At 64.1% G+C, this 26011-nt stretch carries 23 protein-coding genes; 3 read left to right on the top strand and 20 right to left on the bottom strand.

Features of this window, described 5'->3' with window-relative positions; translation table 11 throughout:
* Positions 1–2: 2 nt before the first annotated feature.
* The 5 genes from ACSFA3_RS17835 to ACSFA3_RS17815 form a co-directional block, all read right to left on the bottom strand.
* Positions 3–701 carry an HAD-IA family hydrolase gene (locus ACSFA3_RS17835; RefSeq protein ID WP_435506814.1) on the bottom strand — a complete coding sequence of 233 codons (699 nt, stop codon included), beginning with the start codon at positions 699–701 and terminating at the stop codon, positions 3–5.
* Positions 702–831: 130 nt separating this feature from the next.
* Positions 832–1767, bottom strand: a complete 936-nt coding sequence (locus ACSFA3_RS17830) for an SMP-30/gluconolactonase/LRE family protein (RefSeq protein ID WP_435506813.1) — start codon at positions 1765–1767, stop codon at positions 832–834.
* A gap of 71 nt (positions 1768–1838) precedes the next feature.
* On the bottom strand, positions 1839–3263 hold the full coding sequence (locus ACSFA3_RS17825; RefSeq protein WP_435506812.1) for an ammonium transporter: 1425 nt from the start codon (positions 3261–3263) through the stop codon (positions 1839–1841).
* 26 nt (positions 3264–3289) lie between these two features.
* Positions 3290–3628, bottom strand: coding sequence for a P-II family nitrogen regulator (gene glnK / locus ACSFA3_RS17820; RefSeq protein WP_307689345.1), 339 nt, complete (start codon positions 3626–3628; stop codon positions 3290–3292).
* Between the two features lie 60 nt (positions 3629–3688).
* On the bottom strand, positions 3689–4456 hold the full coding sequence (locus tag ACSFA3_RS17815) for a TorF family putative porin (RefSeq protein WP_435506932.1): 768 nt from the start codon (positions 4454–4456) through the stop codon (positions 3689–3691).
* Between the two features lie 215 nt (positions 4457–4671).
* Here ACSFA3_RS17815 and ACSFA3_RS17810 point away from each other — a divergent pair, with 215 nt between their 5' ends.
* Positions 4672–6246: a YifB family Mg chelatase-like AAA ATPase gene (locus tag ACSFA3_RS17810; RefSeq protein WP_435506811.1), complete on the top strand. Its 1575-nt coding sequence runs from the start codon at positions 4672–4674 to the stop codon at positions 6244–6246.
* A gap of 100 nt (positions 6247–6346) precedes the next feature.
* Positions 6347–7258 carry an acyltransferase gene (locus tag ACSFA3_RS17805; protein WP_435506810.1) on the top strand — a complete coding sequence of 304 codons (912 nt, stop codon included), beginning with the start codon at positions 6347–6349 and terminating at the stop codon, positions 7256–7258.
* A 42-nt stretch (positions 7259–7300) separates the two neighbouring features.
* Here the strand turns inward: ACSFA3_RS17805 and ACSFA3_RS17800 are convergent, their stop codons facing one another.
* The 6 genes from ACSFA3_RS17800 to argH form a co-directional block, all read right to left on the bottom strand.
* Entirely contained in the window at positions 7301–7543 is a 243-nt protein-coding gene (locus ACSFA3_RS17800) for a hypothetical protein (RefSeq protein WP_435506809.1), read from the bottom strand.
* 152 nt (positions 7544–7695) lie between these two features.
* Positions 7696–8910: a DUF6402 family protein gene (locus ACSFA3_RS17795; RefSeq protein ID WP_435506808.1), complete on the bottom strand. Its 1215-nt coding sequence runs from the start codon at positions 8908–8910 to the stop codon at positions 7696–7698.
* Positions 8911–9044: 134 nt separating this feature from the next.
* Entirely contained in the window at positions 9045–9887 is an 843-nt protein-coding gene (locus ACSFA3_RS17790) for an ABC transporter substrate-binding protein (RefSeq protein WP_435506807.1), read from the bottom strand.
* Positions 9888–9922: 35 nt separating this feature from the next.
* Entirely contained in the window at positions 9923–10711 is a 789-nt protein-coding gene (locus ACSFA3_RS17785; RefSeq protein WP_435506806.1) for an amino acid ABC transporter ATP-binding protein, read from the bottom strand.
* An 8-nt stretch (positions 10712–10719) separates the two neighbouring features.
* Positions 10720–11568 carry an amino acid ABC transporter permease gene (locus tag ACSFA3_RS17780; protein ID WP_435506805.1) on the bottom strand — a complete coding sequence of 283 codons (849 nt, stop codon included), beginning with the start codon at positions 11566–11568 and terminating at the stop codon, positions 10720–10722.
* Positions 11562–13001 (bottom strand): argininosuccinate lyase, encoded by a 1440-nt coding sequence (gene argH / locus ACSFA3_RS17775; protein WP_435506804.1) that lies wholly within the window; start codon positions 12999–13001, stop codon positions 11562–11564. Before argH ends, ACSFA3_RS17780 begins: the two co-directional genes overlap by 7 nt.
* A 196-nt stretch (positions 13002–13197) precedes the next feature.
* On the opposite strand from argH, the gene ACSFA3_RS17770 reads away from it, so the two are divergent.
* Positions 13198–14109: a LysR substrate-binding domain-containing protein gene (locus ACSFA3_RS17770; protein ID WP_435506803.1), complete on the top strand. Its 912-nt coding sequence runs from the start codon at positions 13198–13200 to the stop codon at positions 14107–14109.
* Here the strand turns inward: ACSFA3_RS17770 and speB are convergent.
* The 9 genes from speB to ACSFA3_RS17725 all read right to left on the bottom strand — a co-directional run bounded on the left by speB (position 14097) and on the right by ACSFA3_RS17725 (position 25996).
* On the bottom strand, positions 14097–15074 hold the full coding sequence (gene speB, locus ACSFA3_RS17765) for an agmatinase (RefSeq protein ID WP_435506802.1): 978 nt from the start codon (positions 15072–15074) through the stop codon (positions 14097–14099). The two genes, ACSFA3_RS17770 and speB, sit on opposite strands and share 13 nt — an antisense overlap.
* 524 nt (positions 15075–15598) lie before the next feature.
* Complete coding sequence (locus ACSFA3_RS17760) at positions 15599–15715, bottom strand: DUF6402 family protein (protein ID WP_435506801.1); 117 nt, start codon at positions 15713–15715, stop codon at positions 15599–15601.
* Positions 15716–16118: 403 nt separating this feature from the next.
* Complete coding sequence (locus ACSFA3_RS17755; protein WP_435506800.1) at positions 16119–17333, bottom strand: DUF6402 family protein; 1215 nt, start codon at positions 17331–17333, stop codon at positions 16119–16121.
* A 130-nt stretch (positions 17334–17463) separates the two neighbouring features.
* Complete coding sequence (locus ACSFA3_RS17750; protein WP_435506799.1) at positions 17464–21255, bottom strand: molybdopterin cofactor-binding domain-containing protein; 3792 nt, start codon at positions 21253–21255, stop codon at positions 17464–17466.
* Between the two features lie 7 nt (positions 21256–21262).
* Positions 21263–21757: a (2Fe-2S)-binding protein gene (locus tag ACSFA3_RS17745; protein WP_435506798.1), complete on the bottom strand. Its 495-nt coding sequence runs from the start codon at positions 21755–21757 to the stop codon at positions 21263–21265.
* Positions 21758–21760: 3 nt separating this feature from the next.
* Positions 21761–22474, bottom strand: a complete 714-nt coding sequence (gene pncA / locus ACSFA3_RS17740; protein ID WP_435506797.1) for a bifunctional nicotinamidase/pyrazinamidase — start codon at positions 22472–22474, stop codon at positions 21761–21763.
* Positions 22475–22500: 26 nt separating this feature from the next.
* Entirely contained in the window at positions 22501–23238 is a 738-nt protein-coding gene (locus tag ACSFA3_RS17735) for an ABC transporter ATP-binding protein (RefSeq protein ID WP_435506796.1), read from the bottom strand.
* Positions 23235–24044: an ABC transporter ATP-binding protein gene (locus tag ACSFA3_RS17730; RefSeq protein ID WP_435506795.1), complete on the bottom strand. Its 810-nt coding sequence runs from the start codon at positions 24042–24044 to the stop codon at positions 23235–23237. Before ACSFA3_RS17730 ends, ACSFA3_RS17735 begins: the two co-directional genes overlap by 4 nt.
* Entirely contained in the window at positions 24041–25996 is a 1956-nt protein-coding gene (locus ACSFA3_RS17725; protein WP_435506794.1) for an ABC transporter permease, read from the bottom strand. The genes ACSFA3_RS17730 and ACSFA3_RS17725 overlap by 4 nt, the downstream gene beginning before the upstream one ends.
* Positions 25997–26011: the final 15 nt, after the last annotated feature.

Genomic DNA, 26011 nt, shown 5'->3' with positions numbered 1-26011 from the left:
ATTCAGCGTCCGGCCTCCACCGCATCGGCGAGTTCGGCGAGCGTGTGGAAGTGGAAATCGGGTTCGGTGTGTTTCGATTCGATGGTGCCGCCCGAGTCTTTCAGGCCGTGACGGCGTTCGATCCAGCAGGTCGCGATGCCGAGCGACTTCGACACGCCGATGTCGTGGTACTGGCTCTGCGCAACGTGCAGGTTGTCGGCCTGCTTGAAGCCCCATTCGCCTTCGAAGCGCCCGCGCGCGTAGGCGAAGTAGCGCTGGTCGGGCTTCTCGCACATGGCGTCGTCGCAGCTCAGGAGCATGTCGAAGGGTTCGTCGAGCGTGGCGGCGAAATGCTTGAGCGCCCAGGTCTGCGCGTTGGTCATGGTGACCAGCTTGAAGTGCTTGCGCAGACGCTTGAGCGCCTCGATGGAATCGGGGAAAGCGGGCCACTGCGCGACCGAATCGCGCAGGCCGCAAGCCAGTGCTTCGGTGTCGGGCAGACCGAGCCTGGGAGCGATGGCATGCCAGCAGCGTTCGAGATCGTCGGGATACCAGCCGGAATTACCGTCCGCGCGCGCATAGCGATAGGCGGCGAGAAATTCGTCGTCGGTGATCTGCGTGCCGGGCACGGCGCTGCGCAGGTAGGCGAGCATGCCGCCCTCGAAATCGATCAGCGTGCCGACGACGTCGAACGTGAGAACCTTGAAGTCAAGCAAAGACATGGAAGTGCTCCGATGGAAAGTGCAACGAGCTTAGGTTGCACGCCGCTCGACGCGACACCGAAAAGCCGGACCCGGCGGCACAGGATTTCGTTGTCGCCGCCAGGCCGGCATCTTCTATGGCGACGCGGATTCAGTCCTCGAAGAATGCCACTGGAAGTCCCGGCGTCTCGACGCGCATCGCCACCACGTGGCCCGATGCCGGCAGGCGCGCTATCTCCTCTTCGGGTCGGCCCTTGGCAGCGGTGGTGACGAAAAGCGTGCGCAGATCCTCGCCGCCAAAGCACGGCATCGTCGGGCACTGCGCGGGCAACGGCAGCGCCGCGACCTGTTCGCCCGTCGGCGAGAAGCACAGCAGCTGCGCGCCTTCGTACATTGCGACCCAGTAGTTTCCTGCGGCGTCGATCGTCGCGCCGTCCGGACGTCCGCCATACGGCAGCGGCGAACCGGGCGTCCAATCGGCAGGCTTGGCATCAAAGGTCTTGAAGGTGCGCGGGCGTGTGAGCGTGTTGTCGTCGGCCGACCAGTCCCAGGCACGCACCGCGTGCGCGGCCGTGTCGGCCCAGTACATCGTGCGCAGATCGGGCGAAAACGCGAGGCCGTTGGCGGTGGTGGCTTCATCGGCCATGTGCATCAGGACCGGTGTGCGACCGTCCCGTGCATCCAGGCAGTAGAGCGTCGCGTTCGGGCGGTCCTTGGCTTCGTTCAGCGTGCCGGCCCAGAAGCGGCCACGTGCGTCGCACTTGCCGTCGTTGAAGCGCATGGTGCGGGTGTCGTGGTCGGCGGCGGCCAGCTTGACGAGCGGGCCGCGCCATGTCCGCGCGCGGTAGATGCCGTCGCGCAACGCGAGCACCAGGCCGCCGCTGCGGGCCGGAGCGATGCAGCCGGGGTCGGCCGGCAGCGGCCAGCGCTCGACTGCTGCGGCGCCATCGATTCCGGTGCCTCGCACCTGCTTTCGCAGCACGGCACGCCCTGGAATGTCGATCCAGTACAGAGCGGATTCGTGGGGATGCCAGAACGGCGATTCGCCGAGCTCGCACAGGCTGTGTTCGAAGGTGGTCCAGGTCATGTCGGCATTGTGCAGACCAAAAAAAACCCGCAAGCGCGAGGCGCTTGCGGGTCGGGCATCCGAGATGGATCTCAGCGGTTGTACGCAGTCTCGCCGTGCGAGGAGATGTCGAGGCCTTCGCGCTCTTCTTCTTCCGTCACACGCAGGCCGATCGTCAGGTCGGCGATCTTGAAGGCGATGAACGCCACCACGCCGGACCACACCATCGTGAACAGCACGCTCTTGACCTGGATCCAGACCTGGCCGCCCATCGTGAAGGTGTCCGGGGTCAGTCCGCCGGTGCCGCCGAGGCTGGTCGAAGCGAACACGCCGGTCAGGATGGCACCCAGGATGCCGCCGACGCCGTGGACGCCGAAGACGTCGAACGCGTCGTCCGCGCCGAGCATCTTCTTGAGACCACCGACGCCCCAGAGGCAGACGATGCCGGCCAGCAGGCCCATCACGATCGAACCCATCGGGCCGACGAAGCCGGCTGCAGGCGTCACAGCCACGAGGCCGGCGACGGCACCGGACGCAGCGCCCAGCATCGAGGCCTTGCCGCGGTGCATGCTTTCACCCAGGCACCACGACAGCGTGGCCGCGGCGGTGGCGAGCACCGTATTGATGAAGGCCAGGCCGGCCGCGCCGTTGGCTGCACCCGCCGAGCCGGCGTTGAAGCCGAACCAGCCCACCCACAGCAGCGATGCGCCGACCATCGTCAGCGTCAGCGAATGCGGCGTGAAGGCTTCCTTGCCGAAGCCGATGCGCTTGCCCACCAGGTAGGCGCCGACCAGGCCGGCCACACCGGCGTTGATGTGCACCACGGTGCCGCCAGCGAAGTCCAGCGCGCCGTCCTTGGCCAGCAGACCTCCGCCCCAGACGATGTGGGCCATCGGCACGTAGCTGAAGGTGAACCACAGCACCGAGAACAGCAGCACGGCCGAGAACTTGGCCCGCTCCGCGAAGGCGCCGACGATCAGCGCAACGGTGATGGCGGCGAAAGTGCCCTGGAACGAGATGAACACATGCTCCGGAATGGTCGTCAGCGCACCGAAGGTTTCGGTGGTCACGCCCTTCAGGAAGATCTTGTCGAGCCCGCCGAAGAAATTGCCGTCGCCTGTGAACGCCATGCTGTAGCCGTAGATGGCCCACAGGATGCTGATCAGCGAGAAGATCACGAAGACCTGCATCAGCACCGAAAGCATGTTCTTGGAGCGGCCCAGGCCGCCGTAGAACAGCGCGAGGCCAGGCACGGTCATCAAAATCACCAGCAGCGTCGAGGTCAGCATCCAGGCGGTGTCGCCGGAATCGACCTTCGGCACGGGTGCAGCGGCTGCAGCCGGAGCGGCGGGCGCTTCGGCAGCAGCGAGGGTTGCGGGTGCAGCGGCAGGCGCGGCGGCCGGAGCAGCGGCGGACGCGGCGACTTCAGGCGCAGCGGGCGGCGTCTGCGCAAAACCGGTGACGCCGGCGGTAAGCACGCTCAGGCCGAGCGCAAGTGAGACAAGCAGTTTTTTCATGTCGATTGTTCTTCTTCAGTAGGGCTTCAGAGTGCCTCGCGGCCGGTTTCGCCGGTTCGGATGCGTACGACCTGCTCGAGGTTGTAGACAAAGATCTTGCCGTCGCCGATCTTGCCGGTGCGTGCCGCGCCCTCGACCGCCTCGATCACGCGCTCCACCAGGTCATCGGACACTGCTGCCTCGATCTTGACCTTGGGGAGGAAGTCGACCACGTACTCTGCACCGCGATACAGCTCCGTATGGCCCTTCTGGCGACCGAATCCCTTGACTTCCGTCACGGTGATGCCCTGCACGCCGATCGTCGAGAGTGCTTCGCGCACTTCGTCGAGCTTGAATGGTTTGATGATGGCTGTGACCAGCTTCATGGAAGTTCTCCTGAGGATGAAACGGAAGGGCGCGGCAATGCAGGCCGCGCCTTTGTGTCTTTAAAGCGTCTTGTTGATCGAGACGATCGCGCGGGCCTTGTTGATGTCGCCGAAGACACCCTTCTTATTGGCGCCTTGCAGGCCGCCGTAGAGCGACAGGCCACCGCCGAAGTCGTACACGACGCCGAGTGCGTAGTCGACATAGTTGGGCTTGTTGATGCCGGCGAGATCGAAGTTGTCCTTGGCGCCGCTCGAGAAGCGCGTGTAGCCCAGCGCCGCCTTCAGGGTCAGCGAAGGCGCGATCTCCTGCGCGAAGGCCAGGTTGAAGTAACCGGTATTGCGGCCCTTGAAGCCCGAGCCCGCGTTTTCGCCGGCGTAGCCGAAGTAATCCTTGGAGACGGTGTGCGAGTACTTGAGCGTCAGCGGGCCATAGGTGCCGGCGCCGTAGAGCTCGGTCGTGTTGCCGGTCTTGTTGCCCGGGTAGATATAGGTCAGTGCACCCAGATCCCAGCCAATGCCGCCTGCCGTGAACTTGTAGCCGCCGTACAGGTCGCTCTCGATGCTGTTGCCCGGCAGCCAGTTGACGCTGGAATTCCAGTTGCCGATGTACCAGCCGGTTTCGCCGAAGGCGTAGTCGAAGCCGCCCTGGATCGCCGGTCCGAAAGTCTTGGTCCTGATGTTGCCGTTGCCGCCCAGCGAATCCTGATCCTGGCCGCGGAACTTGTAGTTGCTGGTCAACCCGATGTTGGCCGTGAGCTGGGCGCTGGCGATCATCGGCAGAAGAGCCAGGGCGGTCGTTGCCAAAGCCAGTGCGGTTTTACGGTGCATCATCGGGTCAGCTCCTAGAGGTTTTTGAAAAGAGGGGATTCCTCTTACAAAGCAGGGAGCGTGCCAGAGCTACCCAGTCCTGCTGTCACGGGATTCGGGAGCGATGAGTCATCCGGTTCGAATTGGTTTCAAGAATTTCCAGGTTTGTGCACGTCTTTCGACGGACGACCTTCCGATCGATGGCGGACGCACCATCATGGGGAGAAATATAAAAAATGAGTCTGTCTTTGGTGCAAAGCCGCGCTCTGCTCGGACTTGAAGCCGCGTCGGTCACCGTCGAGGTGCATCTGGCCAACGGATTGCCGAGCTTCACGCTGGTCGGGCTGGCCGACGTGGAGGTCAAGGAAGCGCGCGAACGCGTGCGATCGGCAATCCAGAACGCAGGGCTGGATTTTCCGAACAACAAGCGCATTACCGTCAACCTGGCACCGGCCGATCTGCCGAAGGACTCGGGTCGGCTCGATCTGCCGATCGCCCTTGGCATCCTCGCGGCGAGCGGCCAGATCGATGCGGCCCGGCTCGACGGCTACGAGTTCGCCGGTGAACTCTCGCTCTCCGGCGGGCTTCGGCCGGTGCGCGGCGCTCTGGCGATGGCACTCGCCCTGCTGACACAAGGCACCGCCACCCGTCTGGTGCTGCCAACCGACAGTGCACGCGAGGCGGCGCTGGTGCCGGGCACCGAGGTCTACGGCGCGCGCCATCTGCTCGACGTCGTCGCGCAGTTCCTGCCGCCCGGCGATGCCGGTACGGTGCAGGCGCCGGTCGAGGCTCCGGACGGCGACGGCTGGGTGCGGATGCAGCCGCCGGTCAATGTCGGCGAACCTGTTGCTGCGTACCTCGACCTGTCCGACGTCAAGGGCCACGCGGGCGCCAAAAGGGTGCTCGAGATCGCCGCTGCCGGGCAGCACAGCCTGTTGATGGTCGGTCCGCCAGGATCGGGCAAGTCGATGCTGGCGCAGCGCTTTGCCGGACTGTTGCCGGCGATGACTGTCGACGAGGCACTGCAGAGCGCCGCCGTCGCCAGTCTCTCGGGCCGCTTCACGCCGGCTCGCTGGCGCTGTCGACCGACCTGCAGCCCGCATCACACGGCAAGCGCGGTGGCGCTGGTGGGCGGCGGTTCGCCGCCGCGACCGGGCGAGATTTCGCTGGCGCATCACGGCGTCCTGTTTCTGGACGAATTCCCCGAGTTTTCACGCGCCGCCCTGGAGGCGCTGCGCGAGCCGCTGGAGACCGGCACGATCACCATCGCGCGCGCCGCACGCCGGGCCGAGTTTCCTGCCCGCTTCCAGCTGGTCGCCGCGATGAACCCCTGCCCCTGCGGTTATCTAGGCTCGACCTCCCGCGCCTGCCGCTGCACGCCCGAACAAGTTGCGCGCTATCAGGGCAAGCTCAGCGGCCCGTTGCTGGACCGCATCGATCTGCACATCGAGGTGCCGGCAATTCCGGCCGAGCAGCTTCTCGGTACCGGCGCGTCAGGTACACCGCCGGGCGAATCGACCGCCGCGATCCGCGAACGCGTAGTCGTCGCACGCGCACGCGCCGTTGCCCGACAGGGTCAACCGAACCAGGCGCTGCAGGGCGCCGACATCGACCGACACGCGGCGCTCGAACCGGCAGCGCTGCAGTTAATGCACACGGCGGCGACCAAGCTCGGCTGGTCGGCGCGCAGCACCCACCGCACGCTGAAGGTCGCGCGCACCATCGCCGATCTCGCCGGCGCCGACACGGTGCAGGTGCCGCACGTCGCCGAGGCGGTGCAGTACCGACGCGCGCTCGGCGGCGGGGGCTGAGCGCACACCGACCGAGGCGCTGCGGGGCATCGGTCAGCCGCGTTGCGCACAATGCGTGCGCTGTCACTTTTTCTAAAGCGCCAAGGCGCCCTTCTTCTCCATGCTCGGATTCCTTCCCCCTGTCGTTCGCGGCGTCATCGCCTTCGTGTTGCTGGTCCTGAACACGCTGTTCTGGTGCGCGCTGCTGTTTGCGTTTTCGCTGGTCAAGCTGCTGCTGCCTTTCCCGGCTGTGCGTGCGCGCATCGACCCGGTGCTCAACGCCATCGCGACCGGCTGGGTCGCAGGCAACGGCGCCTGGATGCGCCTGACGCAGCGCACCGTATGGGATGTGAAGGGCGTCGATGCACTGGCTTATCGCGGCTGGTATCTGGTCAATTGCAACCACCAGTCGTGGGTCGACATCTTCGTGCTGCAGCGCACGCTGAATGGACGGATTCCGATCCTGAAGTTCTTTCTCAAGCAGGAGCTGATCTATGTGCCGGTGATCGGCCTGGCCTGGTGGGCGCTCGACTTCCCGTTCATGAAACGTCACGGCAAAGCGGACCTGCGCAAGAACCCGGCATTGCGACAACAGGACCGCGAAACCACCCGCCGCGCCTGCGAGAAATTCGCGCTGGTACCGACCAGCGTCATGAACTTCGCCGAGGGAACCCGCTTTACCGAGCAGAAGCGGAAGTCGCAGTCGTCGCCTTATCGGCATCTGCTGAAGCCGAAAGCCGGTGCTCTGGCGCTGGCATTGCACGCGATGGGCGAGAAATTCCAGTCGCTGATCGACGTGACGATCGTTTATCCGGACGGGATTCCGACGTTCTGGGATTTTCTTTGCGGGCGTACGCCGCGCATTGTTCTAAGAGCGCGGCAATTGCCGATTCCGCGGGAATTGTCGTTGGGGGATTACGAAGGGGATTCGGTGTTCAGGGGGAGCTTTCACCGGTGGCTGGCGGAGATATGGGAGGTGAAGGATGCGGAGATCGAGGGGTTATTGGGGGATGGAAAAGTAGAACCCATTTGACGCGATATGTCTTAACAGCGTTTGCCCCAACTAGTTGCCGCGTTATGGCAATGCATTACGGAGGCGCTCGATGAGCGTTGGTGGGAGCGTGATGAAGCCGCCATCCTGATCTTCGACGTATCCGAGCCCATCACCTTCCCAATAAAATCTCGGTATGTCGGGGTAGGAATATGTTCGTTTCGCGACCACTTCTCCGGAGTTATTGAGCACCTGCAAAAAGATGATGTCTTTTTTCAACCAGCAATATCGGGCCGAATGAAGCGACCCTTCGGGTTTTGGCTCCATGACTGGACTCCACTCACAAACAGGCACAACTTTTAGACGCAATTGCATCTCAGCGATATAGCTCCAAAACAGACAAACGATGGCAAACGCGCCAAAATAGCAGATGCACCGCCCAACCCTTCGACAAAGTTGGTCAACTCTGAAATTCGCCTTCACAATACGACCCGGATTGGCGATTTGAGTCGGATGTTTACTCGGTCCGAATAGATCATGAAATCACCACCTCGCGCATGCTTTGTTCGCCAGTCCCGGTAGTGCCGATTGGTCACTGGGTACAAAACGCTGTCCTTCTTCGTGATGTCGCCGTCATTTACAGGATAGTCGAGCCATCCCTCCCCACCCTGCAGCTGATGGACAGGAACGACGGCAACATGGCTCGCGCTCCAATGCCCAAGATACTGGTCATCTGAAAATTCATAGGGATCACGTACGTAAATCGACACATCAGTCACAGACGCGACTCTTGCAGCATGATCGAACGATGCGTAACGAACTGCCACATAAAAATTGAATGACCCCAGTGCACCAGTTAGATCGTCAGGTACACCTCCAGCCGTAGCCTCGCGATTGAGGAATTGGGCAATACGCTGCCCCCATGTCCCATCCACCTTGATTAATTGGAACTGAAATTTCTGATGAAAGCTCAGAAAATCGGAGTTCGCGATATTCCACCCAAGGATTTCTCGACGATTTTGATATGGAATAAGTGCGGCCTTCAGGACACTCAGGGCTTGTGGAGTTTGCAATCGATTTTCGATCAGAAATTCAAACGCCTTCTTCGCACGAGGAAAGGAAAGAACCCAACTCATCTTGATCGTTGTCGAATCGACCATTGCAGGTGAATAAGGCAGACCGTTCTGGTCGATTTCGTTTTGAAGAAGGCCGGGGCTTTGCGAATAATTCGCCTGCCCGGCAAACCACCTTTCCTGCAACTTCGCCGCCATCGGCATATGCAGTTTGCGCATTGCCTTCGGGACATCCTGAATATCGAACGGCGGCACCTTTTTCGACGGAGGCGGCGTAAGCAACGCTTTGGTCTTCTGCACCGCAACAGTCGCCATCTTCTCAGGCGGCCGTTTCAGCCAGTCCGAGAAATCCGCTACTGCATCTGCTGTTTTCAAAATGGCATTGAAAACATTCAGGTACGGATCGTCAGGCACCTTCTTCTTCGGCAACGGCTCATCTTTCACCGCCCGCTCCGGTGCCACTTCCACCGGCCGCGCATACAGCAACGGTGGCGCGGGCCGCGCCATCGACAACCCGACGCCTTCCACCTCGCAAACCTCGCATTCCCGCTCGGACCACAAGCGCAGGAAGTTGTTCGACTTCAAATACGCAATCTTCTTTTCTTCGATGGCTTTGACCATTCACTGGCTCCCTGGATGTCGACGCGCAGGATTCTGCGGCAATTCATTCCAGAGGCTTGCAGCGACAAGTAGCCATTAGATTGCGTAACGATGCCACTGACTTTCAGCTAATTCTTTTCCATCAACGAGACAAATCAATCTGCGCTGTCGATGATCAGCTTTGGCACCGCGTAATCGGTCAGCGCCCATTTGGCCGCGACCTTGGCGTAAGTGCCGTCGGCAATGATCTTGGTCATCGCACCGGACAATTCCTTGAACAACGCCTCGTCCTTTCTCGCGGTCGCCAGGCCGACATACTGGAACGTGAATGGCTTGCCGACCAGCATGTAGGTGTTCGGCTCCTGGCCGAAGATGTAGTTCAGCGTTTCGCCGCCCTGCACTGCCGCATCGATCCGGCCTTGGCGTAGTTGAGTGCGCGCATCGGCCGAGCCGTCGGTGCCGACGACGGCGATCGCGGGCTTGCCGGGCTTCACGCAGTTCTCGTCGCTCCACTTCGTGATCTCGACGGGAAACGACGTGCGACGACTGGCTCCGACCTTCTTCCCGCAGAGCGCCTCCATGCCCGCGAACTCGGCGGCGCGCGTTTTCATCACGTAGAACTGCGGACCGGTCTTCAGGTAATCGATGAAGCGCACCGTTTCACGGCGCGTCGGCAGGTCGGTCATGCCGGAGATGATCATGTCGACGCGACCGGTCGCGAGCGAACTCATCATCTGGTCGAAGCTGGTTTCCTCCCACTTGACGGTGGTGCCCATGGCAGCGGCCAGCGCCTGTCCGAGATCGATGTCGAAACCCATGAGCACGCCGGTCGCCGGGTCCTTGTATTCGAGCGGCGGATAGTTCGAGACGACGGCCGCGCGCAGCGGAGCGCCCTTGGTGCGCGCCTCCTGGGCTTGTGCGGCCGGCGCCAGCATCGTGGCGGCCAAAGCAGCCAAAGCGGTTATCAGGGTCAGCGAACGAAGCGATGTGGAAGTCATGGTGGGATTCCTTGGATTGGCAAACAAAAATTCGGTCAGCCGCGCACGGCCGAGATGAAGTCGCGCGTGCGCGGATGCGCCGGCGCCGATAGCACCTGTTCGGCGGGCCCGGTCTCCACGATCCGGCCCTTGTCCATGAACATGACGCGCGTCGCGACGTCGCGCGCAAAGCCCAGCTCATGAGTGACCACGACCATCGTCATGCCCGAGGTTGCGAGGTCGCGCATCACCGACAGCACCTCGCCGACGAGTTCCGGGTCGAGCGCCGATGTCGGCTCGTCGAACAGCATCAGCTGCGGCCGCATGGCGAGCGCGCGCGCGATGGCCACGCGCTGCTGCTGCCCGCCCGACAGCTCGACAGGGAACGCGCCGCTCTTGTTCTCCAGCCCGACGCGTGCCAGCAGCGCCTTCGCTTCGGCAACCGCCTCGGCCCTGGGCCGGCGCTGTACGCGCAGCGGTCCTTCGATCACGTTCTCCAGCACCGTCATGTGCGGGAACAGGTTGAAGCGCTGGAACACCATGCCGGTCTTCAGGCGCTGACGGGCGATTTCCGTCTCGGACAGCGGATGCAGCTTGTCGCCGACGCGCCGGTAGCCGACCAGTTCGCCGCCGACCCAGAGCGCGCCGCCGGTCACGGTTTCGAGCTGGTTGATGCAGCGCAGGAAGGTGCTCTTGCCGGAGCCCGACGGGCCGATGACGCACAGCACTTCGCCGACCGGAATGTCGACCGTGATGTCCTTCAGCGCCTGGAAATCGCCGAAGCTCTTGCACAGGTCAACCGCGCGGACGATCGGATCGCGGTTGCTCAAATTGATGCTCGACATCCCGTGCCTCACTGCCTGGAAGTGGTGCGACCTGCACCGCGTGCGTAGAACGCTTCGACGCGACCCTGCAGCAGCGACAGCACGGTGACGACGGCGATGTACCAGATGCCGGCGACGATCAGCAGCTCGATCACGCGAGTGTTGGCGTAGTAGATGTTCTGCGCGCTGTGCAGGATCTCGGCGAACTGGATCACGCTGGCCAGCGATGTCAGCTTGATCATCCCGACGAACTCGTTGCCGATCGGCGGAATGATCACGCGCATCGCCTGCGGCAGGATCACGCGGCGCAGCGCCAGCATGCGCGGCATGCCGATCGACTTGGCGGCTTCGTACTGGCCGACGTCGACCGACAGCAGGCCCGCGCGCACCACCTCCGACGTGTAGGCGCCCTGGTTGATGCCCAGGCCCAGCAGCGCGGCGAGGAACGGCGTCATCAGGTCGACGGTGCGCGCCTCCAGGACGCCTGGAATGCCGATGGTCGGGAACACCAGCGCAAGGTTGAACCACAGCAGCAATTGCAGGATGACCGGCGTGCCGCGGAACAGCCATACATAGCCGCGTGCGACCCAGCTCAGCACCGGGTTGCTCGACACGCGCATCACCGCGGTGACGACGCCGAGCGCGATGCCCAGCGCCATCGCGAGGACGCTCATGACGATGGTGTTCACCAGCCCGGTGAGGATCGTTTTCGCGGTGAGGAAGCGGCCGACGTAAGCCCATTCGATGTTGCCGCGCGCAAAAGCGTTGGCGACGAACAGCAGCATCGCGACGATGGCCGCCGTCCAGACGTAGCGACCCCAATAGCGGCGCGGCACGTGCTGGAGTTGCGAGATATCAGACATGTCGGTGTTCAGCATCGCGGCCCCTCGTATGCGGCGATCCATTCGCCGCGCGGCAGCATCGCCGCCTTCGCACGCGCGATCTGCTCGACCACCCGCACCGGCGCCGTGCCGCCCTGCCCGGTGCGCGCTGCTATCGCGGCTTCGAGCGTCAGGTGTTTCAGCACGTCGGGCGTCAGGCGCGGATCGACTTCGGCGAGCATCAATTCGGACACCGCACCCAGCTCGATGCCTTCGGCTTCGCAGGCCTTGACGAGTGCGCCGGTGATCTCGTGCGCCTCGCTGAAGGGCACGCCCGACAGCGCCAGCCAGTCCGCGACTTCGGTCGCCAGCGTGAAGCCGAGCGGCGCATGCCGGCGCAGCTGCGCGACATCGACGCGCATCGTGCGGATCATTCCGGCCATCGCGGGCAGCACCAGCAAGAGCGTGTCGATGCTGTCGAAAGCGGCGCTCTTGTCTTCGGCCAGGTCGCGGTTGTAGGCCAGCGGCAGCGACTTCAGCGCCGACAGCATGCCGACCAGATTGCCGATCAGCCGGCCGGCCTTGCCGCGCGTGAGTTCTGCGATGTCCGGGTTTTTCTTCTGCGGCATGATCGAACTGCCGGTGCAGTAGGCGTCGTCCAGCTCGACCCACTGGAACTGCCGCGACGACCACAGCACCACCTCTTCCGAAAGCCGCGACAGCTCGACTGTCAGCATGCTGGCGATGAACAGGAACTCGCACACATGGTCGCGCGCAGCCACGGCATCGATCGAGTTCTCGCACGGCGCGTCGTAGCCGAGCTCGACGGCGGAGAGTTCCGGCGAGCGGCAGATGGCCGATCCCGCGAGCGCGGCGGCGCCCAGCGGCGAACGCGCGCTGCGGCGGTCCCAGTCGATCAGCCGGTCGACATTGCGGCCGATCGCCTGCGCATGTGCCATCAGGTGATGCGCGAAGACGATCGGCTGCGCGGGCTGCAGGTGCGTGAAGCCGGTCGACAGCGTGTCGGTGTGCTGCGCCGCCTGCGCGATCAGCGCGTCCTGCAGCTCGTGCACTGCCGCCGCGATGACGCGTGCCTTGTCGCGCAGGTAGAGCTTGAGGTCGTTGGCGGCCTGATCGTTGCGCGAACGGCCGGCGCGCAGCTTGCCGCCGACGGGGCCGAGGCGCTCGGTCAGCACGCGCTCCAGGAAGGTGTGGACGTCTTCGTCTGCGGGCGTCGGCTGGACGGTGCCGCTCAGGAAGTCGCGCTCGACGGCATCGATGCAGGCCTGCAGCGCGTCGAGTTCGTCCTGCGCGAGGATGCCCGCGCGATGCAGTTCCCGCGCATGCGCCCGCGAGCCGGCGAGGTCGTAGGGCACGAGCCGAAAGAAGCTGGGTTCCGAGCGCGACAGCGCCTTCAGCGCTTCGGACGGCTGCGACTTGAATCGCGCGCCCCAAAGGCGCTTTTCTGCGCCGGCTTCTGTTGTGGTCATGGACGGGTCTCTCGCTGTAATGAACGCATCGTAGGTAGGAAGCGCGTCGATGAAAACCGAGATTAAGGCGGCGCTGGAAGTTAAAAATTCTCAGCATGAAAAGCGGGTCGCAGAGCCCTGGATTCCTTCGAAAATCGGCTTATGGCCCGGTCTTTGCGTACGGAAGATCCCCCTCGACGAACTGAAGAAAAATCGCATGCAAGACCCCGCGAAAAGGCTCACGACGAGGACCCGGCTACCGCCCCTGAACGCCCTGCGCGCCTTCGACGCGACCGCGCGCCATCTCACCGTCGTCAAGGCCGCCGACGAGCTCAGCGTCACGCCGAGTGCGGTCAGCCATCAGCTGCGTACGCTCGAAGACGCACTCGGCGTGCAGCTTTTCAGCCGCAGCAAGACGAAGCTGAAGCTCACCTCGCACGGCGAGGCGTTGCTGCCGTCGGTTCGCGCGGCGTTCCAGATGATCGCGAACGCGGCAGCCAAGCTGGGTGATCCGGTGATGGCAGGCAACCTGGTGGTGTCGGCGCCGCTCGGCTTCAGTTCGCGCGTGCTGACACGGCACATCGGCGAATTTCTTTCGACCTATCCTGACGTGCAATTCAAGCTGATCGCGTCGAACGACGACAAGGAGGTCTACTCCCCGGCGGTCGATCTGTGCATCCGCTACGGCACCGGCATCTGGCCCGACCGGCAGGTGCGCCTGCTGACGCATGTCGAACTGTTCCCGGTCTGCAATCCGGCGATGTTCAACGGACTGCTGGGCGTCCGCACGCTTGATGAGCTAAGGAGCCATCCGCTGCTGTGCGAGGACGGCGGTGCGGAGTGGACGCGCTGGCTGCTTGGCGCCGGTGTGCCGGTCACAGGCTTTCGCATGACCGAGATGGGCAACGCGCACATCGCGATGGAAGCCGCGGTCCATGCGCAGGGCAGCGCGCTTGGCGACAGTTTGCTGGTCGGGCACGACCTGGCCGAGGGACGGCTGGTCCGTCTGTTCGAGACCAGCATCCCGGCCAAGCACGCCTACTACCTGGTGGGCCGGCACGAGGTCTGCGACAGCCCGCTCGTCACCGCATTCATCGACTGGGTGACAGCCTGCGTTCAGTCGCGGTAGATCACGCCCGGCAGCACGCACAGCATCTCGAAAGCCAGGTTGGCGCCGACCAGCGCGGTCGTGCCATGCGGGTCATAGGGCGGCGAAATCTCCACCAGATCGGCGCCGACGATGTTCAGCCCGCGCAGGCCGCGAATGATCTCCATGCCCTGCTGCACGCTAAGGCCGCCGATCTCCGGCGTACCGGTGCCCGGCGCGAAAGATGGATCGAGCCCGTCGATGTCGAAGCTGAGATACACCGGCCCGCCGCCGACCCGCTCCGCCACTTCCTTCATCAGCGGCGTCAGGCTGCGGTGCCAGCATTCCTCGGCCTGCACGACGCGGAAGCCCTGCGCGCGACACCAGTCGAAATCATCGGCGTGATAGCCGGTGCCGCGAAGGCCGATCTGCACCACGCGGTTGCAGTCGAGCAACCCCTCTTCGACCGCGCGGCGAAACGGCGTGCCGTGCGCAATTTTTTCGCCGCCCATGGTGTCGTTGACGTCGGCATGCGCATCGACGTGCACCACGCCGATCTTGCCGTAGCGCTTGTGCATCGCGCGCAGGATCGGCCACGCGATGGTGTGGTCGCCGCCGATGGTGATCGGACGGCAGCCGTCGGCAATGATGGTGTCGTACGCTTTTTCGATCCGGTCGATGGAGTCGACGATGTTGTAGGCGTTGGTGGCGACATCGCCGATGTCCGCGACCTGCAGCGAATCGAAAGGCGCGGCGCGCGTCGCCATGTTGTAGGGCCGCAGCAGCACCGATTCGCTGCGCACCTGGCGCGGCCCGAAGCGCGCACCGGAACGGTTGGACGTGCCCAGGTCGAACGGCACGCCGACGAAGCAGGCGTCGAGGCCTTCAGTAGTGGGTTGATGCGGAAGCCGCATCATGGTCGCGATGCCGGCGAATCGGGGGACGTCGTCGCCGCCCATAGGCTGGTTGAAGCGTGGACGGCCTGGGGCTGCGGGTGAGTTCGTCATTGCGGGCGTTGCGGGGGATGCAGCCATCGTAGGGAAAGCAGCCGTGGACGAACATCGAAAAACTCAGCATGGGGGATTAGATTTCGTCCGCGTGCTGAGCTGGCTGCGCGGTCAGGGCATGCTGGCTCTGATGCGGTCGATCAGCGTGGGTGGTAGCTGAATCGCTGAGCCATCACCTCTGCTGTCATAGCCGAGGCGATAGTTATCACCGAGAAAAAATCGGCCTGTCCAGATCAAAGAACATTCGTTCCGCAACCATCGTTCCAGTGATGCTGTCGTAGAGCTGCAATAGCGCCGTGTCTTTCGTCAGCTTGCACCACCGGCCGTCATAAGGAACGTTTTCTGGATTTGGGACCTCCTCCCATTCACATAAAGATCCACGCGTGATTCGTTTGTGAGCGTCCAGGAGATAGTCGCCAAAACAGAAGACCGCAAAGACGACCGTCAATCCTGCTGCGAGTTTCAGAATTCGGTTACTCATAAGCAGCGAATGGTCCGGGTCATCACATTGCGATTTGGATGGGTTAAGCCAGCCTGACGCTGATCCTATCGGTGTAAATCATGAAGTCGCCGCCTCGCCCATGTTTCTGACGCCATTTGCGGTCGTCGCCGTTCGTTCCCGGATAGAGCACGGAAAGCATTGCTTTTTAGTCTGGTTTTAGGGGAGTCGCGCCTTCAGCTTATCAATGAACGTCGGAGGTAGCATGACTGTGTCGCCGTTAGGATAGGCGTCGTATACAAGTCCGCTATCTTTCCAAAAAAAATTAGGCGCATCAGAATGCTGAAAAGATCGTTCGGCAACCGGCTTGCTGCCTACGGCACCGAAAATTCGCAAAAGAACTGTTTCCTTGTCCAGGCGGCAGTATCGCGCTGAATACGAAGACTCGCCGTTATTTTCGACAGGCCTCCATACACAACGCGGCACACGCTCTGTTCGCATTCGCGCATCGATTGCGTAATTACCCAATTGCATTGCGAGCAAAATACAAGCGAGCCATCCAAGGCTTCGAGTAAATTCTATTTTCACAAATTAACCCGCCACATTCATAGAACTATTTGAATCGGACGGTCGAGCTTAACGCTGAGACGATCCGTGTAAATCATGAAGTCGCCACCTTGGCCAAATTTCGCGCGCCAATCGCGATAGTGCTTATTTGTCACGGGGTAGAACGTACTGTCTTGCGCGTAAATACTGCCCTCCACGACCGGATAGTCCAGCCAACCTTTACCTGACGCCAATTGGTGCGCAGGCACGACCGCAACATGGCTTGAGCTCCAATGCCCCAGATATTGCTCGTCGGAGAATTCATAGGAATCTCGGACATAGACCGAGACGTGTGTGATAACTGCCGTCCGATTCGCATGATCGAAATACGCATACTGGATAGCTGCGTAAAGATTGAAAGATCCGAGGGCGGCAGTGAGATCGTCAGGCACTCCACCCGAGGTAGCAAATCGAATCATGAACTCCTCGATGCGTTGACCCCAAGTGGCGTTCACCTTTATCAGTTGAAACTGAAACATCTGGTGGAATCGGAAAAAGTCGGATCCCGCAGCATTCCAGGCTACAAGGTCTAAACGATTTCGATAAGGCGCCAATTTCTTTCTCAGAATATCGCGAGCAACAGGCAGGATCAGACGCTGCTCTATCAGGTCCTCGAATGCCTTCTTGGCGCGGCTGAACGAGAGGACCCAGTCCATTTTTATGGTCGTCGATTCGATCATGCCCGGCACGTACCGAACGCCATGTTGATCAAGTTCGTTCTGTAGGTCGTCGCTCGTCAGCGAATAATTCTCCTGTCCCGCAAACCACCTTTCCTGCAACTTCGCCGCCATCGGCATATGCAGCTTGCGCATCGCCTTCGGTACATCCTGAATATCGAAGGGCGGCACCTTTCTTGAAGGGGACGTCGCAAGCAACGCCTTGTTCTTCTGCACCGCGACACTCGCCATCTTCTCAGGTGGTCGCTTCAACCAGTCCGAGAAATCCGATACCGCGTTCGCCGTTCTCAACATGGCGTTGAAAACATTCAGGTACGGATCCTCCGGCACCTTCTTCTTCAGCGCCGTCACTTCGTTCACCGCACGCTCCGGCACAGCCTCCACGGGCCGCGCATGCAGCAACGGCGGCGCGGCGCGTGCCATCGAGAGCCCCACGCCTTCGACCTCGCAAATCTCGCATTCCCGCTCGGACCACAGGCGCAAGAAGTTGCTCGACTTCAAATACGCGATCTTCTTTTCTTCGATGGCTTTGGCCATTCATATCTCCCTTTGAAACGCAACGCCGGGCATTCTGCGGCGTTCGCTTCAAAGGACTGACGCGGCATTTAGGCAATAGGTTTGCGTCGAGACGCGCTATGCGTTCGAGGAGAAGTTTTGTCTTATGCGCTCAACGATGCCCGCTTTCGCCGCGCACCCGCGCCACATCCTTTGCCAATTCCGGCCAGGGCGCGGCCTGCGGCGCAAATCGCGCACGCATATACCCGGCGAGTTCGGCAATCTGCGCATCGTCGAGCGCGTCGCGAAAGGCGGGCATGAAGCCGATGCCCTTCGTCGCTGGCGCGCGGACGCCGTCGAGGATCGTGCGCAGCAGGTTGTCCGGCCGGTCGCTCGTGAGATTGCTGTTCAGGGCCAACGGTTTGTTGATGCCGAGCAGTGTCGGGCCGTCGCCGTCGTGGTGGCAGGCGGCGCAAGCGCTGTCGAACATGCGCTGTGCGGGGCCGAGCAGTTGGCCACGTCCGGCGGCGGCGGTCTGCACGGCACGTGTGGCACGTGCGGCAAGTGCTGCAGTTTCGGCCGACGTGGCGTTCGATGCGGGCGCGGCAGTCGATGCATCCGGCGATGCCAGATACGTCGCCATCGCCCGCACATCCGCGTCGGGCACCTGCTGCAGTTCGCGCACCACTTCCGCCATCGGCCCGCCGGCGATGCCGTGCCATTCCGTGTGGCCGTGGCGCAGATAGCGATAGAGCTCGTCCGCGTTCCATGGCACGGCGGCTCTGGACATGCCGTTGAGCGCAGGCGCCTCCCAGCCGTCGGCGATGGCGCCGGACAGAAACGCCGCGCCGCCCTGCTCCGCGCCCAGCGCATTGCGCGGCGTGTGGCAGGCGCCGCAATGACCGAGTCCGTTGACGAGGTAGGCGCCTCGGTTCCATTCGGCGCTCCGTGCAGCGACGGGTGCGTACGGCATCGGGTCGTGGAAAAGCGCGTTCCATCCGGCCATCAACGGACGAACGTTGAACGGGAATTTCATGTCCGGCTTCGGCGTCTCGGCATGCACGGCGGGCTGAGACATGAAGTACGCATACAGCGCCTGGAGATCGTCGTCGCTCGTCTTCGCGAAGGCCGTGTACGGAAACGCCGGATAAAGGTAATGTCCGTCGCGCGAGACGCCTTCGCGCATCGCGCGCTGGAAGGCGGTGAACGACCAGCTGCCGAGTCCGGTGTCGGCGTCCGGCGTGAGGTTGGTGGTGTAGACGGTGCCGAAGGGCGTGTCCATCGCGCGGCCGCCGGCGTTGGGCGCGCCGCCTGTCGCGGTGTGGCAGACCGCGCAGTCGCCGATGGCGGCGAGCACGCGGCCGCGTTCGATGGTCGATGCGCTGTAGGCGGGCGTGGTGAAGGCGACGGGTGCGATGACGGAACGCCAGCCGAACAGGCCGGCTACGAGGCCGATTGCGCCGATGGCGAGCGCGCTCGCGGTAGCCCGAAGTGTCTTGCTCCGCCCCGCTCCGGTATTGCCCCTCCCCCTCCCGGGGGGAGGCTGGGAGGGGGGCTGCCCCAACTTCTCACCCAATCGGACATCGCGCGCTTGCTGGCCCCCACCCCAGCCCTCCCCCGAAAGGGAAGGGAGCGGATTCAACGCCGCGCGCACGACTTCGGCCGTGAACGGCGGCTCGCGAAACCGAACCCCCGTCGCATCGAAGATCGCATTCGCGATCGCCGCCGTCCCCGGCACCGACGACGACTCCCCCGCCCCCAGCGGCACCTCGCCCTGGCGCGGCATGTGCATCACCTCGATCACCGGAACCTGCCGGAAATTCAGGATCGGATACCCGCCCCATTCCCGGCTCGCCACCGTGCCCGAAGCCGGACGCCCCGCAGCGATTTCGCCGCCCGCCGCCCCACCGGCCTGCTGCGGTGCGAATCGCACCTCTTCCATCAGCGCGCGACTCGTCGTCTGGATCACGTTGCCGTGCACCTGACGCTCGACCCCGGCCGGGTTCACCATCATTCCCGCGTCATGCCCCACGACCACACGACGCACATGCACTTCGCCGGTAACGCGGTTGACCTCGACATCGGCCACCCACGCCGCCCATGCCGCGCCGTAGCCCGGCCATTTGCTGTGGACGTAGCGCGCATACGCAAAGCCCTGGCCGAACAGGATGTCGCCGCCCGCGCCCAGCCCGCCGTCCGCGTTTTCCTGCGGCCCGGTGCGCATGCGCCAGCCGGCCTTCTGCGCCGTCGCCTGCACCAGCTCGATAGCACGCGGATCGGTCAGATGGCGCAGCCGGAATTGCACCGGATCGACACCCGCCGCCGTCGCGAGCTCGTCGATGTACGACTCGTGCGCGAACGAACTCGGCAGCGCCGACACACCGCGCAGCCACGACGCGCGGACGATCGGCGCCATGTCGTTGACTTTCACCCGCAGGTTCTCGTACGCATACGGCGGACGCGCGGTGCGGTCGCCCATCTCGTAGGCATGCGCGACCGGCTCGATGGTGCGTGTGAGCAGCAGCGCGAGCGTCGGCGCACCGTTCGACGGGTAGGAGGTCTCGAAGTCGTAGGCGGCGACACGGCCGTCTGCCATCAACCCGCCGTCGATCTCCATCAGCTGCGCCGCGCCCTTCGGCTCCCACGCATGTTCCTGCTCGCGCGACAGCTGCACGCGCACCGGTGCGCCGACCGCGCGAGCCAGCAAAGCGGCATCCGCAGCCACGTCATCGGCGCCGTTGCGGCCGTAGCAGCCGGCAGCTTCCATCCGCACGACGTCGACAGCGATTTCGTCCAGCGCCATCAGCTGTGCAAGATCGGCGCGCAGCACGTGCGGGCTCTGCGAGCCGGCCCAGACGCGCAACCTGATGCCGTCCGATGCAGCGGGCGACCAGTCGGCCAGCGCACACGACGGCCCGATCGACGCATGCATCTGGTACGGCCACACGTAGGTGCGGCGCATCGGCTGCGTCGCCTGCCGCATCGCGCCGTCGACATCGCCTTCGTCGACCAGCACTCTTTGCGTCGACGGGTTGTCGCGCAGCGCCTGCGCCACGTCCGACAGGTCGGGCATGCCGGGCCACGGCTTCCATGTCACGCGCAGTTCGCGCATCGCCTGCTCGGCATGTTCCTCGCGTTCGGCGACGACGCCGACGAAATCGCGCAGCACGACCACCGCGCGCAGGCCGGGTATGTGCGCGACGGAGGATTCGTCGACCGACTCCAGCGTGTTGCCGATGAAGTCGCCGTGGTCCGCGCCCGCATACGGCGGCCGCACGACGCGCCCGTGCAGCATGCCGGGCACGCGCATGTCGTGCACGAAGACGAGCTCTCCCGCGAGCTTGGCCGGTATGTCGACGCGCGGCTGCGGCGTGCCGACCAGCCGGTAGTCGGCGGCCGGCTTGGTAGGGGTGAAAGGGTCGAGTTGCAGCACCGTGCGCTGCCCTGCGACCAGCGCGCCAATGGCGATGCGTCGCGCCGCGTCATCGCTCACCGACACGACACCGACGTCAATGCGCAGCGCATCCGCCGTCACGCCGAATTCGTCCGCAGCGCGCGCCAGCAACCAGTGTCGCGCCTGCGCAGCCGCCGCACGCAACGGCGCCGCATGCACCTGGATCGACGCGCTGGCAATCGTGCCGCCCTGGTTGGGCGCGCGCGCCGTGTCGCCGAGCACCATGTTCACCGCGTCGAACGGCACGTCGAGTTCTTCGGCGGCGATCTGCGCGAGCGCGGTGCGGATGCCGGTGCCCAGGTCGACATGGCCGTTCAGCGCGGTCACGCTGCCGTCATCCCATACGGCGATCAGGATTTCATCGCCCTCGGCCGGATTGCCGGACACGGCGACCGGCTGCCCGAGCACCGGTGCGGGCGGCGGCGGCGTGGGACGCACGACGATCAGTGCGCCGTCTGCCGAGAGGAAATCGCGGCGCGTGCGCGGCAGGTCGGCGCGGCGTGTCGTCATCCGCCGATCACCCGGCTGCGGCACCGTGACCGGCCAGACGGGATGCCGCCAGCTGCACCGCCCGCACGATCTCCACATGCGTACCACAACGGCACAAATTGCCCGAAAGCTCCGAACGGATGCGCGTCTCGTCCGCCTGCGGATCGCGTGCCAGCAACGCCGCCGCCTGCATCACCATGCCGTTGAGGCAGTAGCCGCATTGCGCGGCCTGCGCGTCTTCGAAGGCCTGCTGCACGGGATGCCAGTCGCCGCGCGAGCCAATCCCTTCGAGCGTCGTGATCGCACGCCCCGCCACGCCATGCGCCGGGATCACGCAGCTGCGTGCCGCGACGCCGTCGACCCATACCGTGCACGCGCCGCATTGGCCCAATCCGCAGCCGTACTTGGGGCCGTTGAGGCCGAGGTCGTTGCGCAGCAGGTGCAGCAGCGATGCCTCCCGCGACACCGCGCATTCGACTGCGCGACCGTTGACGGTGAGCGCGAGAGCGGGCACCGCGGGCATCGTTCAGGCGCCCCCAATGTCCGTCGATTGGATGCGCTTGACGCCCTTCGACGCCATCTGCTTCCACGCGGCTGCGAGCGATCCGTTCAGGTCGATGGCGCGCGTCGCGTCCTCGATCACGTAGGCCTCGAAGCCGGCCTTGCGCGCATCCATCGCGGTCCATGCGACGCAGAAATCGGTCGCCAAGCCGGTGATGAAGACCGTCTTGATGCCGCGCGCCTTGAGGTAGCCGGCAAGGCCCGTCACCGTCTTGTGATCGGCTTCCTCAAACGCCGAATAGCTGTCCATTTCCTTGTGGAAGCCCTTGCGGATGATGAGCTGCGCGGTCGGCAGCTTCAGGTCCTTGCCGAGCGATGCATCGTCGGTGCCCTGCACGCAATGGTCGGGCCACAAGACTTGCGTGCCGTAGCCGAGCTTGGTTGTCTCGAAAGGCTTCTTGCCGCTGTAGGTGCTGGCGAACGATGCATGGCCGGCGGTGTGCCAGTCCTGCGTGACGACGATGTTGCCGAAGGATTCCGCGAGCTTGTTGATGACCGGGATCACCTCGCCGCCGCCCTTGACCGCGAGCGTGCCGCCTTCGAGAAAGCAGTTCTGCACGTCGACCACGATCAGTGCCGAATTGCCGGCCGGCTTGATCTTGGTCGCCGCGAAAAGCTGGGGCGACAGTGCGGCCAGACCGAGTGCGGCGCCGGCGTGAAGGATGGTTCTGCGATGCATGGTTGCGTTCCTGTGCAATGTTGAAATCAAACGGAAAGATAAGCCCGACGAACCTCGTCGTTCGCGGCCAGTTCGGCCATCGAAGCCTGATAGCGGATCTGGCCCTTTTCGAGCACATACGCCCGGTCCGACACCAGCTCCGCGAAGTGCATGTTCTGCTCCGAGAGCAGGATGCTCACGCCCTGCGCCTTTAGCTCCAGGATCATGTTCGCCATCTGCTCGACGATGACAGGCGCCACGCCTTCGGACGGCTCGTCGAGCAGCACCAGATACGGATTGCCCATGAGCGTGCGCGCCACGGTCAGCATCTGCTGTTCGCCGCCGCTCATGCGGCCGCCGGGTCGCTGAGGCATCTCGCCAAGGTTGGGGAAAAGCCTGAAGAGACGCTCGGTCGTCCAGACCGGTGCGCCGGTGCCGTCGCTCCAGCGGCGCGCGGGCTGCCTGCCGACTTCGAGGTTCTCCAGCACCGTGAGATCGGTGAACACGCGCCGGTCCTCGGGCACGAAACCCAGACCCAATCGACCCGCAACATGCGGCTCGCTCTTCGAGATGTCCTGCCCCATGAAGTGCACCGTGCCGCGACGCTTCGCGAGCATGCCGATCAGCGCCTTCAGAGTGGTCGACTTGCCGGCGCCGTTGCGCCCCATCAGCGCGACGACTTCACCGCGCCGCACGTTCAGATCGACGTCGTAGAGGATCTGCGCCGCGCCGTACCAGGCGCAAAGCGACCTGGCGTCGAGCAGTGTTTCTTGCTGCGCGCTCATGCGGACACTTCCTGGTGCACGGCGGCGTTCACCTGCGCAGCCTTTTGCGCAATCTTCTCGAAGGTTTTTCCGCTGCCGAAGTACACCTCCTGCACCTTCGGGTCGTCGCGGATTTCCAGCGGCTTGCCCTGCGCGATGAGGCGTCCGCGCGCCAGCACGATCATGCGGTCGGCGTAGGCGAAGACCACGTCCATGCTGTGCTCGGTGAACAGCACCGCCATGCCGCGGTCGATGACCAGTTGCTTGGTCAGCGCCATCAGCGAATTGCGCTCCTTCGGCGCCATGCCGGCAGTGGGCTCATCCATCAGCAGCAGCTTCGGGCTGTTGGCCATCGCGATGGCGAGTTCGACGCGCTTCACGTCGCCGTATGCGAGCACGCTGCATGGCCGGTCGGCCTGCGCCTTCATGCCGACCTGTTCGAGCAACGCGAGCGCGTCGTCGCGGCGATGGTCGGAGGCGCGACGCCAGGTCGAGAACAGCTTGCCGTCGTGCGACAGCAGCGCCATCTGCACGTTTTCGATCACGGTCAGCGATGCGAAGGTCTCGGCGATCTGGAAGGTGCGTCCGACGCCCTGCCGCCAGATCTCGCGCGGCTTGCGCCCGACGAGTTCCTGGCCGTCGAGCAGGATCGATCCCTGGTCGGCCTTGAGCTGCCCGTTGACCATGTTGAAGGTCGTCGATTTGCCCGCGCCGTTCGGCCCGATCAGCGCCAGCAGCTCGCCGGCAGCCAGATCGAACGTGATCCCGTCCACCGCCTTCACGCCGCCGAACGATTTGCCGAGGTTGTTGACTTTAAGCAGGCTCATGATTTCGCTTCCCCTCTTACTCCCTCTCCCCCCGGGAGAGGGTTGGGGTGAGGGCTCCCCCCGGCCACACCACGGGTGCGCACCCGCTCGAACAAAAGCTTTGCCGAGCCCGCAATCCCCTGCGGAAAAAGCAGCACCAGCACCAGAATGATCCCGCCCAGCATCGCCCGCCAGTAGTCCGTATTGCGCGCCACCGTGTCGTGCAGCCAGGTGAAAGTCACCGCACCCACCACCGGCCCCGCCAGCGTCTGGATGCCGCCCAGCAGCACCATCACCAGCCCGTCGACCGACTTGCCGACGCTCATGCTCTCCGGCGAGATGCTGCCCTTCGAAAACGCATACAGCGCACCGGCCAGCCCGGCGGCAGTACCCGCGATCACGAAGGCCGCCCACTGCATCCGCTTCACGTCGATGCCGATCGCGTCGGCGCGCAGCACCGAATCCCGACCCGCACGCAGCGCATAGCCGAACGGCGAGAACAGCACGCGGCGCAGCCACAGCACGCCCGCGCCGACCAGCGCCAGCGTGAGCCAGTAATAGATGCGCTTGTCCGACAGCCACTCGGCCGGCCAGACGCCGGTAAGCCCGTTGCTGCCGCCGGTGAACGCATCCCACTGGTAGGTGATCGCCCAGGTGATCTGCGCGAAGGCCAGCGTGAGCATCGCGAGGTACACGCCCGACAACCGCACCGCGAACCAGCCGTAGACGAAGGCGCCGATAGCCGCGACCAGCGGCGCGAGGACCAGTGCCGCTTCCATCGGCAGACCGCTTGACCGCACCAGCAGCGCTGCACCGTACGCGCCGAGCCCGAAGTACGCCGCGTGGCCGAACGAATGCATGCCCGCCGGTCCCATGATGAAGTGGAGGCTGGCTGCGAACAGCGCGGCGATGAGCAGATCGATCATCAGCACCGTGGTGTAGGGCGAGCCGGTTGTCAGCAGCGGCATCGCGACTAGCACGAACCCGAACACGGCAGCCGCCACGAGGTACGGCCTGGAAGCGCGACGCAACGGTTCTTCCTGCATGCCGACATAGCGGCTTGGCGCCTGCGCCTTGCCAAACAGGCCCCACGGACGCCAGACCAGCACGATCGCCATCACCAGGAAATCCACCACCAGCGTGAGCTTCGAGAACGACACGCTGTAGCCGAAGATATCCACCACACCGAGCCAGATGCAGATCGCCTTGATCTCGGCGATGAGCAATGCCGCCGCGTAGGCGCCGGGGATCGAGCCCATGCCGCCGACGACCACCACGACGAATGCGGAGCCGATGGTGTTGAGGTCCATCTCCAGCGTGGCGGGTTCGCGCGGCAGCTGCAGTGCGCCGCCGAGTCCGGCCAGCAGCGCGCCGAGCCCGAACACCGCCGTGAACAGCCAGGCCTGGTTGATGCCGAGCGCGCTGACCATCTCGCGGTCCTGCGTCGCGGCGCGGATCAGCGTGCCGAAGCGTGTGCGCGTGAGCAGCAGCCAGACCAGCGCCAGCACCACAGGGCCGACGACGATCAGGAACAGGTCGTAGCTCGGAAACTGACGTCCGAGGATCATCACCGAGCCCGACAGGCCCGGCGCGCGAGGGCCGAGCAGCTCGTCCGGTCCCCAGAGCCACAGCACCGCGTCCTTGATGACCAGCACCAGCGCGAAAGTCGCGAGCAGCTGGAACAGTTCGGGCGCCTTGTAGATGCGCCGCAGCAGCACCACTTCGATCAGGGCGCCCAGCACGCCGACACCCACCGCCGCGAGCACCAGCGCCGGCCAGAAACCGAGCCCGGTGCCGAGCTTCTCGACCAGCGTGTAGGCGAGGTAGATGCCCACCATGAAGAACGAGCCATGCGCAAAATTGACGATGCGCGTGACGCCGAAGATCAGCGAAAGCCCCGCCGCGACGAGGAACAGCGAGGAAGCCCCGGCCAGGCCGTTGAGCAGTTGAACGATGAAACCGGAGAAACTCATGGCGGCGAGGTCTGC

Source organism: Variovorax glucosi (assembly GCF_051216695.1).
Taxonomy (GTDB): domain Bacteria; phylum Pseudomonadota; class Gammaproteobacteria; order Burkholderiales; family Burkholderiaceae_C; genus Variovorax.
This window is presented reverse-complemented; position numbering and strand designations above follow the sequence as displayed.